The organism is Pseudomonas yamanorum (assembly GCF_900105735.1).
GTDB lineage: Bacteria > Pseudomonadota > Gammaproteobacteria > Pseudomonadales > Pseudomonadaceae > Aquipseudomonas > Aquipseudomonas yamanorum.
The window spans coordinates 4,908,512-4,925,964 of record NZ_LT629793.1 but is presented as its reverse complement, the minus strand read 5'-3'; the positions used below and the strand labels follow the sequence as shown (position 1 = coordinate 4,925,964).

The window sequence follows — 17,453 nt, the reverse complement described above, 5'->3', positions numbered from 1 at the left end:
TGCAGCGTCAGACGAAAATCTTAGTTGATTTCGCCGTGGCAGTGTTTGAACTTCTTGCCCGAACCGCACCAGCACAGTTCATTGCGACCCAGCTTCTGCTCATTGCGCACCGGAGCTTGAGCCAGGGCCACATCGACCTCTTCACCCAACACTTCCGGAGCCTCAAGGCCAGGTGCTTCGTCGTGCTGGAACTGCATGCGCGCAGCCAGTGCCTCGGCTTCCTGACGCAGGCGGGCTTCTTCCTCGATCGGGTCTTCGCGACGCACCTGAACGTGGGACAGCACACGAATCGAATCGCGCTTGATCGAATCCAGCAGCTCGGAGAACAGCGTGAACGACTCGCGCTTGTACTCCTGCTTCGGGTTCTTCTGGGCGTAGCCACGCAGGTGGATGCCGTGACGCAGGTGGTCCATGGTCGACAGGTGGTCTTTCCAGAGGTCGTCCAGCACGCGCAGTACGATTTGCTTCTCGAAGGTGCGCAGTGCTTCGGCACTCGCCTGCTCTTCTTTTTCGTTGTACGCGGCCAGCAGCTCGGTCATGAGCTTCTCGCGCAGGGTTTCTTCATACAGGTGGTCGTCTTCGTCGAGCCATTGCTGGACCGGCAAGTCGACACCGAAGTCGCTCTTCAACGCGGCTTCCAGACCGGCAACATCCCACTGCTCAGGCAGGGACTGTGGCGGAATGTGTGCGCTGACGGTGGCGTTCAGCACGTCCTGGCGGAAATCGGCAATGGTCTCGCCGATGTTGGTGGCGGCCAACAAACTGTTACGCATGTGATAAATCACTTTACGCTGTTCGTTGTTGACGTCATCGAACTCGAGCAGTTGCTTACGAATGTCGAAGTTGCGGCCTTCTACCTTGCGCTGGGCCTTCTCGATGGCATTGGTCACCATGCGGTGTTCAATCGCTTCACCGGACTGCATGCCCAGGGCTTTCATGAAGTTCTTCACCCGGTCCGAGGCGAAAATACGCATCAGGCTGTCTTCCAGGGACAGGTAGAAACGGCTGGAACCGGCGTCACCCTGACGACCGGCACGACCACGCAACTGGTTGTCGATACGACGCGATTCGTGACGCTCTGACGCGATCACCTGCAAGCCACCGGACTCCAGCACTTGCTGGTGACGCTTCTGCCAGTCGGCCTTGATCTGCGCGATCTGCTCTGGGGTCGGGTTGTCCAGGGAGGCGACTTCCACTTCCCAGTTACCGCCCAACAGGATGTCGGTACCACGACCGGCCATGTTGGTGGCGATGGTCAGTGCGCCCGGGCGACCGGCCTGGGCAATGATCTCGGCTTCTTTTTCGTGGAACTTGGCGTTGAGGACCTTGTGCTCGATGCCTTCCTTGGCCAGCAAGCTGGACATGTGCTCGGAAGTTTCGATGGTGGCAGTACCCACCAGCACCGGACGACCCTGGGCCATGCATTCCTTGATGTCGGCAACGATTGCAGCGTATTTCTCGTCGGCGGTCAGGAACACCAGGTCGTTGAAGTCTTTACGCGCCAGCGGCTTGTTCGGCGGGATGACCATCACCGACAGACCGTAGATCTGGTGGAATTCGAACGCTTCGGTGTCGGCTGTACCGGTCATGCCGGACAGTTTGTTGTACAGACGGAAGTAGTTCTGGAAGGTGGTGGAGGCCAGGGTCTGGCTTTCAGCCTGGATGTTCAGGGCTTCCTTGGCTTCGATCGCCTGGTGCAGGCCTTCCGACAAACGGCGACCCGGCATGGTACGACCGGTGTGTTCGTCGACCAGCACGACCTGGCCGTCCTGCACGATGTATTCAACGTTGCGATGGAACAGTTTGTGAGCGCGCAGGCCGGCATACACGTGGGTCAACAGGCCCAGGTTGTGCGCCGAGTACAGGCTCTCGCCTTCGGCCAGCAGGCCGATCTGGGTGAGCATGTCTTCGACGAACTGGTGACCGGCTTCGTTGAGTTCGACCTGGCGGGTCTTTTCGTCGATGGTGAAGTGACCTTCTTTGGTCACCACGCCTTCCACTTCCTCGATATGTTGCTCAAGGCGCGGGATCAGCTTGTTGATTTCGGTATACAGACGCGAGCTGTCCTCGGCCTGACCGGAGATGATCAGCGGGGTACGGGCTTCGTCGATCAGGATGGAGTCGACTTCGTCGATCACGGCAAAATTGAGTTCGCGCTGGAATTTTTCTTCCATGCTGAACGCCATGTTGTCGCGCAGGTAGTCGAAACCGAATTCGTTGTTGGTACCGTAGGTGATGTCGGCAGCGTAGGCGGCGCGCTTCTCTTCCGGCGGCTGGAACGGCGTGACAACGCCGACCGTCAGGCCGAGGAATTCATACAGCGGACGCATCCAGTTGGCGTCCCGGCGAGCCAGGTAGTCGTTCACCGTCACAACGTGCACGCCCTTGCCGGACAATGCGTTGAGGTAAACGCCCAGGGTTGCCACCAGGGTCTTGCCTTCACCGGTACGCATTTCGGCAATCATGCCTTCATGCAAGGTCATGCCGCCGATCAACTGAACGTCGAAGTGGCGCATGCCCATGACACGCTTACCGGCTTCACGGGCGACCGCAAAGGCTTCGGGAAGCAGCTTGTCGAGGGTTTCACCTTTGGCTATGCGGGCCTTGAACTCTTCGGTCTTGGCGCGCAATTGCTCGTCCGAAAGGGCAACCATCTGCTCTTCGAAGGCATTGACCAGCTGCACCGTCTTGAGCATGCGTTTGACTTCGCGCTCATTCTTGCTTCCAAAAAGTTTCTTTAACAAAGGCGCAAACATATCGGCAGGTTCTTCCACACATAGGGATGGAGGGCGCCCCGTGAGTCGCCCGAGCAGCCCTCACGGCCGCATGCGAACGAGCATTCTACCCGGAAACGTGGGTGAGGAAAGTGGCGTTATTCCACGATGCTGGCACGGCGCTCTTAGAGGGCTTGTTTAAAATAAGGGCTTTTTGCTGAACTTCAACCCATTCAGGCAATAAGTTACTCATTGATTTAATGGATAAACTGCCGGTAATGCAATGGCCGCAGCGGTGCAGACGCTTTCTGCTACCATGGCCGCTCTGTTACTTAAGGTGTCTAGTCATGGCATTTCGCCCTCTTACGGCTCGAGCTCCCGCCGTGTTGCTTCGCGAAGCCAAGCCTTTAAAAGCCATCTTCGGCCATGCGCAACGCCTTGGTCATCTGCAACGCCTGGTAGAAAGCCAACTGCAACCCGCCGCCCGCGAACACTGCCATGTGGCTTCGTGGCGTGAAGGCAATCTGCTGCTGATCGTCACCGATGGCCATTGGGCGACGCGCCTGCGCTATCAGCAAAAACGGTTGCAGCGCCAATTGATGGCCTTCGATGAATTCGCCAGCCTGACGCGCATCCAGTTCAAAGTACAACCGCCGACCGTACCGCAAGGTGCAGTGGGGCATACGATGGATTTGTCGGAAATCGCAGCCGAAACCATTCAGGCCACGGCCGACGGGATTACCGATCCGAATTTACGCGCGGCACTGGAGCGGCTGGCCGCTCACGCCAAACCCAAAACCTGAGACCTGGCGCATAACCAAATGTGGGAGCGGGCTTGCTCGCGAAGGCGGCGTGTCAGTCACTGCATATATTGACTGATCCACCGCTTTCGCGAGCAAGCCCGTTCCCACATTTGATCGCATCGTTATTTACGCTTGCTGCCACCCAACAACGACCCGAGTAACCCGCGCACCAATTGCCGGCCCATCTGATTGGCCGCCTGTTGCATCGCCGACTTCAGTGCCTTGCCTGCCGTAGTCCCCAGGAACGCGCCGGCCTTGTCGGTAAAACTCGGTTCTTCAGCAGCGGGCGCCGCCTCCTCCTGCGGCCCCAGGTCCTTGCGGGCCATCAACACTTCGTACGCCGACTCTCGATCAATCGGCTTGTCATAGCGCCCCAGCAACGGCGAACTGGCAATCAACGCCGCCCGCTCGGCTTCGCTCAACGGCCCGATCCGCGATTGCGGCGGCGCCACCAGTACGCGCTGGACTACCTCAGGCGTCCCCTTTTCCTGCAAGGTTCCCACCAGCGCCTCACCCGTTCCCAATTCGGTCAGCACCGCCAGCGCATCAAACGCCGGGTTAGGGCGGAAGCCATCGGCCACGGCTCGCAGGGATTTCTGCTCTTTGGTGGTGAATGCCCGCAGGCCGTGCTGGATGCGCAAGCCTAGTTGCGCCAGTACCGTGTCCGGCAGGTCTCCCGGAGACTGGGTGACGAAATACACACCGACCCCTTTCGAACGAATCAGCCGCACCACTTGTTCCAGGCGATCCTGCAGGGCTTTTGGAGTATCGGCGAATAACAGATGCGCCTCATCGAAAAACAGCGCCAGCAGCGGCTTGTCGGCATCACCGCGCTCCGGTAGTTGCTCAAACAGTTCGGCCAACAGCCAGAGCAGGAAGGTCGCGTACACCTTCGGTGCCTCATGCACCAGCCGGCTGGCGTCCAACAAATGAATACGACCGCGCCCGTCACTGGCGGGCTGCAGGATATCTTCCAGTTGCAACGCCGGCTCGCCGAACAACGCTTCGGCACCCTGCTGTTCCAGCACTGCCAGGCGCCGCAATAGCGCCTGGCTGGAACCGGTGGTCATCAAGGCCGCGTCTTCCCCCAGCAATTCCGGGTGGTAGCGCAAATGATTGAGCAGCGCCTTGAGGTCCTTGAGGTCCAGCAGTAACAGACCTTCGCGGTCGGCCACCTTAAAGGCCGCATAAAGCGCTGATTGTTGACTGTCGGTGAGTTCCAACAGGCTGCCGAGCAACAGCGGGCCCATTTCACTCATGGTGGTACGCAGCGGATGACCGGACTGGCCGTGGATATCCCACAACGTCACCGGATACGCCTTGGGCGTGTAATTAAGGAAAGGCATGCCGGCAATCCGCTCGGCAACCTTGCCCTGAGGGTTGGCCGCGGCGCCCAGGCCACACAGATCGCCCTTGATGTCGGCGGCAAACACCGCGACACCGGCATCGCTGAAGGCTTCCGCCAGGCGCTGCAACGTGACGGTCTTGCCGGTACCGGTAGCACCCGCGATCAGGCCGTGGCGGTTGGCCAGGCGCATCGACTGGGCGATCGGCTGACCTTGAAGATCTGCACCAATAATGAGTTGCGAGGAGTCAGGCATTTTGTCACCCATGGTTAATCTTTAGCACGGCGTGGTCGATACAGTTAAAGCGAGAGACCCAAGAAGTCTTAGAAAAAACGGGCCGGATAATTCCTGCAGGAGCAGATGGAAATATCACACTTTTTTTGACGCAGCCATTTTGCGCGCCCCAAAAGGACGTGCATCGGATATTAAGACCATAGCGGACCCCACAAGCCATGAATAAAAATCTGCGTTTCAGCCATAAAATCCTGCTTGCCGCCGCTCTTATCGTCATTGCCGCCTTTGCGTTGTTTACCCTTTACAACGACTACTTGCAGCGTAATGCGATTCGCGACGATCTGAACAACTACCTGCATGAGATGGGCGACGTCACCGCCAGCAATATCCAGACCTGGCTCACCGGGCGCATTGTGCTGATCGAAAGCGCCGCGCAGAACATCGCCATCAACCCGGATTCAACTAACGTCGCGAGCCTCCTGGAACAGAAAGCCCTGACGTCTTCGTTCATGGCCACCTACCTGGGCGACAGCAAAGGCGGTTTCGTGATCCGCCCCGACACCAAGATGCCCGACGGTTTCGACCCGCGTGTACGCCCCTGGTACAAGGGCGCACAGGGCAGCAACGGCTCAACCCTGACCGAACCGTACATTGACGCGGCCACCGGCCAGTTGATCATCTCCATTGCCACCCCCAGCAGCAAAGCCGGGCAGAGTGTTGGCGTGGTGGGCGGCGACCTGAGCCTGCAAACCCTGGTGGACAACATCGGAGCCCTGAACTTCGGCGGCATGGGGTATGCCTTCTTGGTCAGCGCCGACGGCAAAGTGCTGGTGCACCCGGACAAAAGCCTGGTGATGAAAGCCCTGGCTGACGTCTATCCAAAAAACACCCCGAAGATCAGCAGCGATTTCAGTGAAGTCGAAGTCGACGGCAAAACCCGCATCGTCACCTTTACCCCAATCAAGGGCCTGCCTTCGGTGAACTGGTACCTCGGCCTGTCGGTGGATAAAGACAAATCCTTCGCCATGCTCAGTGAATTCCGCACCTCGGCGATCATTGCCACGATCATCGCGGTGGTCATCATCATCGCCCTGCTGGGCATGCTGATCCGCATCCTCCTGCAGCCATTGCACATCATGACCCGCGCCATGGAAGACATCGCCGACGGCGAGGGCGACCTGACCCGCCGCCTGACCATCCAGAACCACGACGAATTCGGCGTACTCGGTACCGCGTTCAATCGCTTCGTGGAGCGGATTCACACCTCAATTCGCGAAGTGTCCTCGGCCACCGAGCACGTCAATGAAGTGGCCCTGCGGGTGGTCAGCGCCTCCAACTCCTCGATGGTTAATTCCGACGAGCAGGCCAACCGCACCAACAGCGTAGCGGCCGCCATCAACGAACTGGGGGCCGCCGCCCAGGAAATCGCCCGCAACGCCGCACAGGCCTCCAACCAGGCCAGCGATGCCCGACAACTGGCCGAAGACGGGCAGCAGGTGGTGGAGCGCAATATCAAGGCGATGAACCAGTTGTCGCAGATGATCAGCGCCTCCAGCACCAATATCGAAGCGCTTAACAACAAGACGGTGAACATCGGGCAGATTCTGGAAGTGATCACCAGCATTTCCCAGCAAACCAACCTGCTGGCCCTCAACGCGGCGATTGAAGCCGCACGGGCCGGGGAAGCTGGTCGCGGGTTCGCCGTGGTGGCCGATGAAGTGCGTAACCTGGCACACCGTACCCAGGAATCGGCGCAGCAAGTGCAGAAGATGATCGAGGAGCTGCAAGTGGGCGCGCGGGATTCGGTCAGCACCATGAGTGAAAGCCAGCGTCACAGCCAGGACAGCGTGGAAATCGCCAACCTGGCCGGCGAGCGCCTGAACAGCGTGACCCAGCGCATCGGCGAGATTGACGGGATGAACCAGTCGGTGGCCACCGCTACCGAAGAACAGACCTCGGTGGTGGAGTCGATCAACATGGACATCACCGAGATCAACACCCTCAATCAGGAAGGTGTGGAAAACCTGCAATCAACGTTGCGCGCCTGTTCCGACCTGGAACAGCAGGCAGCGCGCTTGAAACAACTGGTGGGCAGTTTCCGGATCTGATTCAACGGCGTCAGTGGCGACCTTGCGCAGGGGCTGACGCCTTTTCTTCCGGCGATTCGGACGTGTCCTGCAGTTGTTCCCACAACTCGGCGGCGCCTGGAAACTCGGTGCCGTCGTCACCGCTCAAGTCATCCGGGTCATATCGACTCAAACAACCCTCTCCCAGCGTCGCAGGGGCTTTGGACGTGGCTTTATCAAGTGGATCGCTCATTCTCCAATCCTCTCCCGAGGCAAAAAAAGGGCCTGTAGCGATTTAACGCCCAGGCCCTTCATTCTTCAATCAGAACACTTCAATCAGAACACGACGGTCTTGTTGCCGTGCACCAGCACCCGGTCTTCCAGGTGATAGCGCAGGCCGCGGGCCAGCACCATCTTCTCGACGTCACGGCCAAAACGGACCATGTCTTCGATGCTGTCGCTATGGCTGACGCGCACCACGTCCTGCTCGATGATCGGACCTGCGTCCAACTCTTCGGTGACGTAGTGGCACGTAGCGCCGATCAGCTTTACACCGCGCAGGGATGCCTGGTGATACGGCTTTGCGCCCACAAACGACGGCAGGAAACTGTGGTGAATGTTGATCACCTTGCCGGCGTACTCACTGCACAGTTCCGGCGGCAGGATCTGCATGTAGCGCGCCAGCACCACGACGTCTGCGTCGTGCTGCTTGACCAGGCGCGAGACCTCGGCGAAAGCCGGCTCCTTGTCCTGCGGGTTGACCGGGACATGGTAGTAAGGGATGCCGTGCCACTCGACCATGCTGCGCAGGTCGTCGTGATTGGAAATCACGCAGGAGATTTCGCAGTCCAGTTCGTCGCTGTGCCAGCGGTGCAGCAAGTCTGCCAGGCAGTGGGACTCACGGCTGGCCATCAGGACCACGCGCTTTTTCTGTTCCGTGTCGGTGATGCGCCAGGTCATCGAGAACTCTTCAGCGATCGGCGCAAATGCCTCGCGAAATGCCTCTAGACCAAAGGGCAGCGTATCGGCACGAATTTCGTGACGCATGAAGAACCAGCCGCTGAGATTGTCCGAGTGATGGCTCGCTTCGGTGATCCAGCCGTTATGGGAAGCCAGAAAGTTACTGACCTTGGCAACGATGCCAACCCGGTCCGGGCAAGCAATCACCAGCCGAAAAGTGCGCATTAGGGGGAAACTCCAGAACTTCACAAAGGCCGCCATTCTAGCGATTGCGCACAAAAACTGCAGTATTCCTCTACGCTTATTCTGATCACGCGAGCCGGCCCTGCCCCTTAATAGCGTAAGGTTTTACCCACTATATGTGTGCTATCCCATGGACTCAGGCAGTAAGCCAGGACTTAACGAGAGTATCTTTAGGCCTTAACCCTTACTAATTAACTCAATTCCACCCTTTTGCCACAAACAACCAAAGTAAATTACATAAATGCGGCCTTAAATGTTTACTTGGGCAAACTGTCTGACTATTATTGGGCCACTATCCCCTTTCACCCAGCGCCCTACATAAGGTAGTCCCCATGTCCCTGATCAACGAATACCGTGCCACCGAAGAAGCTATCAAAGAGCTGCAAGCCCGTTTGAAGAACCTGTCCCAAGACGACAAACTGCAAACCGAGCTGGAATTCGAAGGCAAATTGCGCACCCTGATGGGCGAATACTCCAAATCCCTGCGTGACATCATCGCGCTGCTGGATCCAGAGTCGAAAGTTAAGGCTCCACGTGGTGCCGTAAAAACTACCGGCACCAAGCGTGCACGTAAGGTTAAACAATACAAAAACCCGCATAACGGCGAAGTGATTGAAACCAAAGGTGGCAACCACAAGACGCTGAAAGAGTGGAAAGCCAAGTGGGGCGGCGACGTGGTTGAAGGCTGGGCTACCCTGCTGGGCTAAGCCTCACCAGGACGCCGCGTGATACGCAACGCAATAAAAAACGCCAGCTAGCTGGCGTTTTTTATTGTCCGCATTTTACCTGCGTGCCGATTACAGGCTCATTCGTGCTGCTAAAGAGTCAACATATTCCTGCCACTCATCAAGCACCTGCTGCTGAAACGGTGTAGCACTAACAGCCAACTCAAGACGTGCCTGTTTAAAAGCTTCAAGGGTGTTTGGCGCCCCCCATTGAGGGTCTGACAAACGTTGCTGACAGAAAACTCTCCAGCGTTGTTGCTCCTCACTATTCAAGGTGTCAGGGAAGTTACGCGCGCGATAGCGAAATAATAATTCAGGTAAACGCTCATCATCGAAAGGCCATTGCTGGCGCGCTAGTTGCGCAGGCTCGGCGACTCTCACTTGTTCACATAAACGTCGATCACGATCCCCGATAAAACCATCGTATAGCTGCTGCTCGGGATCAGCGCTTGGCGCAAAATCTTCCTCGGCATAAATCAGCGCTAATTTATCGCGCCATAGTTCCTGTGCGTCGCTTAGCCGCAGGGCTCGCGCCTCACACTCATCCATATCCAGTTGCAGACGCTCGCGGTCTTGTGCCCGAAGCACACTCAACGGTGCGACTACCGGGCAGCGATTGATGTGCAACAATTTGAGCGGTACCGGCAACTCACCTTCGGCAAGGTCATCACGACGGGTATATAAGCGCCGGCGCAAGGTATCGGCGTCCTCGTCCAACAACCCTTGGGGATCGAGCCCAAGGTCACAGACGATCAACGCATTGCGATTGCGCGGATGCCAGGCCAGCGGCAACACCACTCCCAGGTAATGACGCTCGGCGGAAAAACGGCCGGAGATATGCACCATCGGCTGTAATAACCGCACCTGGTCCATCACCCGTTGCTTGCTGCGCAGTTGAAACAGCCAGTCATAGAGCCTGGGTTGCTTTTCGCGGATCAACCGCGCCAGTGCGATGGTGGCGCGCACATCGGACAAGGCGTCGTGGGCCTGGCCGTGGTCGATGCCGTTGGCAGCCGTCAATCGCTCAAGCTTGAGGGTGACGCGCCCATCCTGTTCCGGCCAGACGATCCCGTCCGGGCGCAGGGCGTAGGCGGTGCGTACTACGTCGATCAGGTCCCAGCGGCTATTGCCGCCCTGCCACTCCCGGGCATAGGGATCAAAAAAGTTGCGGTACAGACTGTAGCGCGTCATCTCGTCGTCAAAACGCAAGGTGTTGTAGCCAGCCCCGCAGGTGCCCGGGGCGGCGAGTTCGGCGTGTACCCGGGTCATGAAGTCGGCTTCGGCCAGGCCTTTTTCCGCCAGCACCCCGGGCGTGATACCGGTAATCGCGCACGCAGCCGGGTGCGGCAGGATATCGTCGCTGGGGTGGCAATAAAGATTGACCGGCGACCCGACCTCGTTGAGTTCAAGGTCAGTGCGAATGCCGGCTACCTGCAGTGGGCGGTCGGTACGCGGGTTGATGCCGGTGGTTTCATAGTCGTACCAGAAAATGGTGGTCACGGGCTATTCCTGTGCTGAAGACCGGCAAAGTCTAGGCGCTTGACGGCACCGGGGGCCAGCGCTGTGTTCACTGTACAAACATTCAGTAAATCGTTGAGTGGTTGCTTCCACCGTCGACACTGCTAGCATCCGTCTTTCCAACCCCGCCGCTGCCGCCCAGGCGTCAGCGCAGCACTGCCAAGGACCGCGATGCCATCTGCGCCACTGGATACCCGCTACCAGATCGAGACCCCAGAGGGCATCGACCTGCCCCTGCGCCCGGCCGGCCTGCTGGTCCGCTCACTGGCCTTCGCCTTCGACCTGGGGTTGCGCGGCCTGATTCTCGGCATCCTGTTCATCGCCCTCGCGTTTCTCGGAAACCTGGGCATCGGCCTGGGCTCGCTGCTGCTGTTCCTCGTCAGTTGGTGGTACATGGTGCTGTTCGAAGTGCTCAACCAGGGCTGCTCACCCGGCAAGCAGATCATGGGCTTGCGAGTAGTGCAGGACGACGGTACGCCCATCGGCTGGTCCGCCTCGCTGATCCGCAACCTGCTGCGCTTTGTCGACATGTTGCCGTTCGGCTACGTCCTCGGCGCCATCAGTTGCCTGCAACACCCCAACTTCAAACGCCTGGGTGACCTGGCGGCCGGGACTCTGGTGATCTATCGCGAACAACCACTTTCCCGTCCGCAGGTTCCGCAAGCTCCGGCGCTGCGTCTGCCGTTCGCCCTGGAGCTGAACGAACAACGGGCAATTCTCAGCTTCGCCGAACGCCAGGGCGAACTGTCCGCCGAGCGAGTCAACGAACTGGCCGCAATCCTGGCCACTCCCCTGCAGGTCTCCCCTGCCCGCGCCGTCGCGGAACTGAACGGCGTGGCTCGTGGATTGTTGGGGCCAGCATGAAGCAGAGTCTTTTCGAAAGCCGCCACCAGGCACAATGGCAAGCCTTTGCCACGCAACTGACACAGCTTGAAAAGGGCAAAGCCAAGCGTGCTGACTTCACCGACTTCCCTCATCAGTACCGGCAGTTGTGCCAGCATCTGGCGCTGGCCCAGGAACGCGGCTACAGCAGTTATCTGGTTGATCCATTGCAGCAGCTTGCCTTGCGCGGCCATCAACAGCTGTATCGGCATCGCAGCCAGTTGAGCGCAAACGTACTGAGCTTTCTGCTGGCCGACTTCCCCAGGCTGGTTCGCGCGCAATGGCCATTCGTGTTGGTCGCCAGCCTGCTGTTCTTTGGCAGCCTGATCGGCATCGCGTTGCTGGTGTACCTGTACCCAGACCTGATCTACAGCATCGTCAGCCCCCAGCAAGTGGCCGAGATGCAGGGCATGTACGACCCGGATGCCAGCCGTCTGGGTCGGGCAGCCGAACGTGCCTCCAGCGAAGACTGGATGATGTTTGGCTACTACGTGATGCACAACATCGGCATCGCATTCCAGACCTTTGCCGCCGGGCTGTTGTTCGGCCTGGGCAGCGTATTTTTCCTGTTCTTCAACGGCCTGATCATTGGTGCCGTTGCCGGGCACCTGACACAAATCGGCTACGGCCAGACCTTCTGGTCATTCGTGATTGGCCATGGCGCCTTCGAACTCAGCGCCATCGCCCTGGCTGGCGCGGCCGGCCTGCAACTGGGGTGGGCCTTGATTGCACCGGGGCAACTGACGAGAGGTGAATCCCTGCGACTGGCCGCGCGTAAAAGCGTGCAAATGATTTGCGGTGTGATGGTGTTCCTGCTGATCGCCGCGTTTATCGAGGCGTACTGGTCTTCCACCACTGCGGTGGCGCCGTGGATCAAGTACCTGGTGGGCGCAGCCCTCTGGTTGCTGATGGCTGCCTACCTGCTGTTTGCCGGACGGAACCGCCATGCGCCTGAGTGATGCCAGCGTCGTGATCCGCCCGCGTACCTCCTGGGAAGCCATGGACCTCGGCATCCTGCTGGCCCGCGAACATCGGCTGCTGTTGATGAGCAGTTGGGCCATCGTGACCTTGCCGATCTTCGCCCTGTTCAGCGTACTGCTGTGGAATCACCCCTCTACCGCACTGTTGCTGTTCTGGTGGTTGAAACCGGCATTCGACCGCTTGCCACTGTATATCCTGTCCAAGGCCCTGTTCGGCGAAACACCCAGCCTGAAACAAGCCCTGCGTCACTCGCCACGCCTGCTCAAGGGCCAACTGCTGGCCAGCCTGACCTGGCGACGTTTCAGCCTGAGCCGCAGTTTCGTGATGCCGGTGGTCCAGCTCGAAGGTCTGAAAGGCCAGGCGCGCCAACAACGTCTTGGTGTACTGCAACAACGCAACGCCGGCGCTGCGCGCTGGCTGACCCTGATCGGGGTGCACCTGGAAATCGCCCTGTGGTTCGGGTTGATGGCCGTGTTCTATTTTTTCCTGCCCCAGGAGGTAGAGCGGGATTGGGACTGGCAACAGCTGGTGCTCACCGCGGGGCACGATTGGCTCTGGCTGGAACACCTGACCAACGCCTTCTATGCGCTGATCCTGGTGTTCTGGGAGCCTATCTATGTCGCCTGCGGTTTCAGCCTGTACCTGAACCGCCGTACCGTGCTGGAAGCCTGGGACCTGGAACTGGTATTCCGCCGGCTGCGCCAGCGCTTGAGCGGCGTAGCGCCGGTACTGCTGCTGGTGATCGGGCTGGTACTGGTTCCGGCGCCCCCACCGGCATGGGCCGATGAACCGGCCCCCCAAAAGCCCCTGAGTACACAATCGGCCAGTCAGTCGATCAAGGCGCTGTTGGAGCAGCCACCGTTCAAAAACGCCGAGACCGTCACCCGCTACCGCTTCGGCGAAGAAAAAGCGGCGGACAAAACCAAACCGAAAGATGAAGGCAAGTTGCCGGCCTGGCTGGAAGCATTGCTGAAAAACCTCAACAGCGATTCGTTCAAGCACATCGCGAAGGGCCTTGAAGTGCTGCTCTGGGGATTGCTGGTGGGTGGCCTGGCATTGGTGATCTGGCGATACCGTGACTGGCTGCATGCTTTTGTCAGCCGCCGCAGCCCCCGCAAGCCCAAGGCTGCCAAGCCCGCTCCCTCGCAGTTGTTCGGCCTCGAGCTGGGGGCAGATACCCTGCCCGAAGACATCGCCGGCACCGCTGAACAGCTCTGGGCGACGCAGCCCCGGGAAGCCCTCGGTTTACTTTACCGGGGGTTGCTCAGCCGCCTGCTGCACGACTTCAACCTGCCGCTGAAAAGCGCCGACACGGAAGGCCAGGTCCTGGAGCGTATCCGCCAACTGCAACAACCGCAGTTGTTGGCGTTCAGCGACGAACTGACCCGCTACTGGCAAAACCTTGCCTACGGCCACCGCCTGCCGCCTGCCTTCGCGCAACAACAGCTATGCAGCCGTTGGCGAGCCCTGTTCGGCGCGGGAGCTGCGCAATGAACCGGCCATTGCTGTGGGTCGGACTGCTCGTGGCGTGCCTGCTCGCAGCAGGCGGTTTTTATGCCTGGCACAAGGCGATCCCGTATCAGGAGGTGGTCGACCGCGGCCCTTCGCCAGAAGCCCTCGCCAACCCCTACCTGGCGGCGGAACACTTTCTGCGCCAGCAAGGCCTGGTGGTGGAGCACGCCAACAGCCTGGAACGGCTGGCCAGTCTTTCGCCCAAAGGCAACAGCCTGCTGTTGCTGGGCGAGCGCAGTAACATGAGCCCGCCGCAGGTCGAGCAATTGCTGCAATGGACCCGGGCTGGCGGCCACCTGCTGCTGGTCGCCGAAGCACTGTGGGATGAGGACACCGGCAAAAGTGGTGACCTGCTATTGGATAGTGTGCAGATACACCAATCCTTCAGTGAAACGTTCGACGCTCCAGCACCGGCGCGTAAAAAGAAAACGCCGGACCTGACCAAACTCTATGTGGACAACGAAACGGCCCCGGCCTATTTCAGCTTCGACACCGACTTCAATCTCACCGACCCCAGGCACTTGGCGCAATTCTCGGCCAACAGTGCCAAGTCGACGCACCTGATGCAGGTCAACCTCGGACAAGGCCGTGTGACGGTGGTCACCGACAGCGACCTGTGGAAAAGCCCGGCCATTGGCCAATACGATAACGCCTGGCTGCTCTGGTACCTGAGCCAGGGGACGCAGGTCACGCTGCTGTTCAACACGCATGTCGAGGATCTGTTCAGCCTGTTGCTGCGCTATTTCCCCCAGGCCCTGGTGGCACTCGCCGCATTGATGGCCCTCGGGTTATGGCACGCCAGCCTACGCCAGGGCCCGATCCGGCAACCAGCCCCCAAGGCACGCCGGCAATTGCAGGAACATCTAAAAGCCAGTGCCGACTTCCTGCTGCGCCGCAGCGGCCAAAACAGCTTGTTGCAAGCCTTGCAGCGCGACATCCAACGCACTGCAAGGCGCCGTCATCCCGGGTTCGAACACCTCGACACTGCCGAACAATCGCGGGTCCTTGAACGCCTGACCCGCCAACCCTCCCTCGTCATCAGCCAGGCCCTCGGCCCACTCCCGGCAAAACGGCTCTCCAGTGCCGATTTCAGCCGCCAGGTGGCTAGCCTGCAAACCCTCAGGAATGCCCTATGAGCGAATTTCCAGCCGCAGACCCGATTCAGCGCGCCAGCCAACTGGCCCAGGCCTTGCGCGTCGAACTGCGCAAGGCGGTCATCGGCCAGGAGCAAGTGATCGATGACGTGCTCACGGCGTTGATCGCCGGTGGCCACGTACTCCTTGAAGGTGTTCCTGGCCTGGGCAAAACCCTGCTGGTACGAGCCCTGGCGCGCTGTTTTGGTGGAGAGTTCGCACGTATTCAGTTCACACCGGATTTGATGCCCAGCGACGTGACCGGCCATGCCGTTTACGACCTGCATACCGAGCAGTTCAAGCTGCGCAAGGGGCCGTTGTTTACCAACCTGCTGTTGGCTGACGAGATCAACCGCGCCCCGGCGAAAACCCAGGCGGCGTTGCTGGAAGCCATGCAGGAACGCCAGGTAACCCTCGAAGGCGAGGCGCTGCCCATCGGCCAACCGTTCATGGTACTGGCCACCCAGAACCCCATCGAGCAGGAAGGCACTTACCCGTTGCCCGAAGCCGAACTGGATCGCTTCATGCTCAAGGTGCGCATGGACTACCCCGAGGCGCAGCAAGAACTGGACATGGTGCGCGAAGTCACCCGTTCCTCGCGCGCCGACATGCTCGACGTGCAACCGCTTCGAACGGTGCTGCACGCCGAAGATGTGTTGCAGTTGCAACAGATCGCCAGTGAACTGGCGCTGGATGAACAAGTACTCGACTATGCCGTGCGCCTGGCCCGCACCACCCGCAGTTGGCCAGGCCTGACCATCGGCGCGGGCCCGCGGGCCTCCATCGCCCTGGTGCGTGGCGCCCGGGCCCGGGCCTTGCTGCGTGGGGGCGAGTTCGTTACCCCGGACGACATCAAGGGCTGCGCCCTGGCAGTGCTGCGCCATCGAGTGCGCATTGCCCCGGAGCTGGATATCGACGGGCTGGAAGTCGACCAGGTGCTCAAGCAACTGCTGGACCAAGTCCCGGCGCCACGGCAATGACACGCCCATGAGACCGACCCGCCTGCTATTGATCTGGCTCGGTGTGCTGCTGGGCCTGAGTGTCCTGCTCGGCGCACTGGGGGCGCTGCAGATCAAGGTGCCAGACACCCTGCACGCCGTGACGTGGGGCCTGCTGCTGGCCCTTTTGTTACTGGCCCTGCTGGATGCCGGCCGTTTGCGCCGCCGGCCATCCCCACGCGTGCGACGGCAGATGCCCGGGAGCCTGGCGCTGGGTCGCTGGGGCGAGGTGCGGGTGACGCTGGACCACGACTATCCACAGCCGCTGGTGGTCCAGGTATTCGATCATGTACCGGACGGTTTGACGGTGGAGAACCTGCCACAATCCATCGAACTGCGGCCCGCACAGCAGAGTGAATTGGGTTACCGGTTAAAACCCCAAAGGCGCGGGCATTTCAGTTTTACCCGTTGCGAAGTCCACCTTCCCAGCCCACTGGGATTGTGGTCGGCACGGCGGTTGATAGACGTCAAAGATGCCACCCGGGTCTATCCGGACTTCGCGCGCCTGTATGGCGCGCAGCTGCTGGCGGTAGACAACTGGCTCAACCAGCTTGGCGTACGCCAGCGCCAACGGCGCGGGCTGGGCCTGGAATTTCATCAACTGCGCGAGTTTCGCGAGGGCGACAGCCTGCGCCAGATCGACTGGAAAGCCACCGCTCGGCAACGCACACCCATTGCCCGGGAGTACCAGGATGAGCGCGACCAGCAGATCATGTTCATGCTCGATTGTGGCCGGCGTATGCGCAGCCAGGACGCCGAACTGTCGCACTTCGACCACGCCCTCAATGCTTGCCTGCTGCTCAGCTATGTCGCCTTGCGCCAGGGTGATGCCGTGGGGCTCTGCACATTTGCCTGCGACCAGCCGCGCTACTTGGCGCCGGTCAAGGGCAGCGGCCAGCTCAATCTGCTGCTGAATGCGGTGTATGACCTGGACACTTCCCGGCGTACGGCCGATTACCAGGCAGCCGCCAGCCAGCTGCTGGCGCGGCAGAAACGCCGCTCGTTGGTGATCGTAGTGACCAATTTGCGCGATGAGGATGATGAAGAACTGCTGAGCGCCGTTAAACGCCTCAGTCGCCAGCACCGGGTATTGGTCGCGAGCCTGCGGGAGGAAGTCCTAGACCAGTTGCGCCAAGCCCCTGTGCAAACCCTGCCCGAAGCCCTGGCCTATTGCGGTAATGTCGACTATCTCAATACCCGAGACGAACTCCATGACCGCTTGAACGCCCACGGTCTTTCAGTACTGGACACGCTGCCTTCGGAAATGGGAGCCGCCCTGGTGACCCGTTACCTGGGCTGGAAAAAAGCCGGCGTGCTATGAATGCTGGCGCACGGTGC

At 59.9% G+C, this 17,453-nt stretch carries 14 protein-coding genes and 1 pseudogene; 10 read left to right on the top strand and 5 right to left on the bottom strand.

The genetic code is table 11. The annotated features are described in order from the left end of the window. Positions 1–20 precede the first annotated feature (20 nt). Positions 21–2,756: a preprotein translocase subunit SecA gene (secA, locus tag BLU46_RS23140; RefSeq protein ID WP_003209775.1), complete on the bottom strand. Its 2,736-nt coding sequence runs from the start codon at positions 2,754–2,756 to the stop codon at positions 21–23. A 305-nt stretch (positions 2,757–3,061) separates the two neighbouring features. On the opposite strand from secA, the gene BLU46_RS23135 reads away from it, so the two are divergent. Beyond that, a complete protein-coding gene (locus BLU46_RS23135) occupies positions 3,062–3,517 on the top strand; it encodes a DUF721 domain-containing protein (protein WP_008432358.1) in 456 nt (151 codons plus the stop codon). A gap of 122 nt (positions 3,518–3,639) precedes the next feature. Here the strand turns inward: BLU46_RS23135 and BLU46_RS23130 are convergent, their stop codons facing one another. Further along, positions 3,640–5,118: a helicase HerA-like domain-containing protein gene (locus tag BLU46_RS23130; RefSeq protein ID WP_093210185.1), complete on the bottom strand. Its 1,479-nt coding sequence runs from the start codon at positions 5,116–5,118 to the stop codon at positions 3,640–3,642. 197 nt (positions 5,119–5,315) lie between these two features. On the opposite strand from BLU46_RS23130, the pseudogene BLU46_RS33605 reads away from it, so the two are divergent. Both BLU46_RS33605 and BLU46_RS33600 read left to right on the top strand, forming a co-directional pair. Next, positions 5,316–6,347 (top strand): annotated as a pseudogene (locus BLU46_RS33605) (HAMP domain-containing protein); the annotation flags it as partial. Between the two features lie 93 nt (positions 6,348–6,440). Further along, the gene (locus tag BLU46_RS33600) at positions 6,441–7,205 is read left to right on the top strand and encodes a methyl-accepting chemotaxis protein (RefSeq protein WP_373568943.1); all 765 of its coding nucleotides are present in this window, start codon (positions 6,441–6,443) and stop codon (positions 7,203–7,205) included. A 10-nt stretch (positions 7,206–7,215) separates the two neighbouring features. On the opposite strand, the gene BLU46_RS23120 is transcribed toward BLU46_RS33600, so the two are convergent. Both BLU46_RS23120 and purU read right to left on the bottom strand, forming a co-directional pair. After that, entirely contained in the window at positions 7,216–7,416 is a 201-nt protein-coding gene (locus BLU46_RS23120) for a hypothetical protein (protein WP_093205669.1), read from the bottom strand. Between the two features lie 83 nt (positions 7,417–7,499). After that, a complete protein-coding gene (purU, locus tag BLU46_RS23115) occupies positions 7,500–8,348 on the bottom strand; it encodes a formyltetrahydrofolate deformylase (RefSeq protein WP_003209762.1) in 849 nt (282 codons plus the stop codon). A gap of 350 nt (positions 8,349–8,698) precedes the next feature. On the opposite strand from purU, the gene mvaT reads away from it, so the two are divergent. Further along, complete coding sequence (gene mvaT / locus BLU46_RS23110) at positions 8,699–9,073, top strand: histone-like nucleoid-structuring protein MvaT (protein WP_005790963.1); 375 nt, start codon at positions 8,699–8,701, stop codon at positions 9,071–9,073. Between the two features lie 90 nt (positions 9,074–9,163). Here mvaT and sbcB read toward each other — a convergent pair whose 3' ends face one another. Beyond that, positions 9,164–10,591 (bottom strand): exodeoxyribonuclease I, encoded by a 1,428-nt coding sequence (sbcB, locus tag BLU46_RS23105; RefSeq protein ID WP_063027591.1) that lies wholly within the window; start codon positions 10,589–10,591, stop codon positions 9,164–9,166. Between the two features lie 189 nt (positions 10,592–10,780). Between sbcB and BLU46_RS23100 the strand changes: the two genes are divergently transcribed. Genes BLU46_RS23100 through BLU46_RS23075 form a run of 6 tightly spaced genes read left to right on the top strand, consistent with a single transcriptional unit; the run spans position 10,781 to position 17,436 of the window. Continuing rightward, complete coding sequence (locus tag BLU46_RS23100; protein WP_093205665.1) at positions 10,781–11,473, top strand: RDD family protein; 693 nt, start codon at positions 10,781–10,783, stop codon at positions 11,471–11,473. After that, positions 11,470–12,450, top strand: coding sequence for a stage II sporulation protein M (locus BLU46_RS23095; protein WP_093205661.1), 981 nt, complete (start codon positions 11,470–11,472; stop codon positions 12,448–12,450). Before BLU46_RS23100 ends, BLU46_RS23095 begins: the two co-directional genes overlap by 4 nt. Continuing rightward, a complete protein-coding gene (locus BLU46_RS23090; protein ID WP_093205657.1) occupies positions 12,437–13,966 on the top strand; it encodes a DUF4129 domain-containing protein in 1,530 nt (509 codons plus the stop codon). The genes BLU46_RS23095 and BLU46_RS23090 overlap by 14 nt, the downstream gene beginning before the upstream one ends. Further along, on the top strand, positions 13,963–15,120 hold the full coding sequence (locus BLU46_RS23085; protein WP_093205652.1) for a DUF4350 domain-containing protein: 1,158 nt from the start codon (positions 13,963–13,965) through the stop codon (positions 15,118–15,120). The genes BLU46_RS23090 and BLU46_RS23085 overlap by 4 nt, the downstream gene beginning before the upstream one ends. Next, positions 15,117–16,097 carry an AAA family ATPase gene (locus BLU46_RS23080; RefSeq protein WP_017475652.1) on the top strand — a complete coding sequence of 327 codons (981 nt, stop codon included), beginning with the start codon at positions 15,117–15,119 and terminating at the stop codon, positions 16,095–16,097. The genes BLU46_RS23085 and BLU46_RS23080 overlap by 4 nt, the downstream gene beginning before the upstream one ends. 7 nt (positions 16,098–16,104) lie before the next feature. Continuing rightward, the gene (locus BLU46_RS23075; protein WP_063027581.1) at positions 16,105–17,436 is read left to right on the top strand and encodes a DUF58 domain-containing protein; all 1,332 of its coding nucleotides are present in this window, start codon (positions 16,105–16,107) and stop codon (positions 17,434–17,436) included. Positions 17,437–17,453: the final 17 nt, after the last annotated feature.

Coding starts and splice junctions, on each gene's coding strand:
- secA (WP_003209775.1), bottom strand. CDS start 2,756: ATGTTTGCGCCTTTGTTAAAGAAACTTTTTGGAAGCAAGAATGAGCGC.
- BLU46_RS23135 (WP_008432358.1), top strand. CDS start 3,062: ATGGCATTTCGCCCTCTTACGGCTCGAGCTCCCGCCGTGTTGCTTCGC.
- BLU46_RS23130 (WP_093210185.1), bottom strand. CDS start 5,118: ATGCCTGACTCCTCGCAACTCATTATTGGTGCAGATCTTCAAGGTCAG.
- BLU46_RS33600 (WP_373568943.1), top strand. CDS start 6,441: ATGGTTAATTCCGACGAGCAGGCCAACCGCACCAACAGCGTAGCGGCC.
- BLU46_RS23120 (WP_093205669.1), bottom strand. CDS start 7,416: ATGAGCGATCCACTTGATAAAGCCACGTCCAAAGCCCCTGCGACGCTG.
- purU (WP_003209762.1), bottom strand. CDS start 8,348: ATGCGCACTTTTCGGCTGGTGATTGCTTGCCCGGACCGGGTTGGCATC.
- mvaT (WP_005790963.1), top strand. CDS start 8,699: ATGTCCCTGATCAACGAATACCGTGCCACCGAAGAAGCTATCAAAGAG.
- BLU46_RS23100 (WP_093205665.1), top strand. CDS start 10,781: ATGCCATCTGCGCCACTGGATACCCGCTACCAGATCGAGACCCCAGAG.
- BLU46_RS23095 (WP_093205661.1), top strand. CDS start 11,470: ATGAAGCAGAGTCTTTTCGAAAGCCGCCACCAGGCACAATGGCAAGCC.
- BLU46_RS23090 (WP_093205657.1), top strand. CDS start 12,437: ATGCGCCTGAGTGATGCCAGCGTCGTGATCCGCCCGCGTACCTCCTGG.
- BLU46_RS23085 (WP_093205652.1), top strand. CDS start 13,963: ATGAACCGGCCATTGCTGTGGGTCGGACTGCTCGTGGCGTGCCTGCTC.
- BLU46_RS23080 (WP_017475652.1), top strand. CDS start 15,117: ATGAGCGAATTTCCAGCCGCAGACCCGATTCAGCGCGCCAGCCAACTG.
- BLU46_RS23075 (WP_063027581.1), top strand. CDS start 16,105: ATGAGACCGACCCGCCTGCTATTGATCTGGCTCGGTGTGCTGCTGGGC.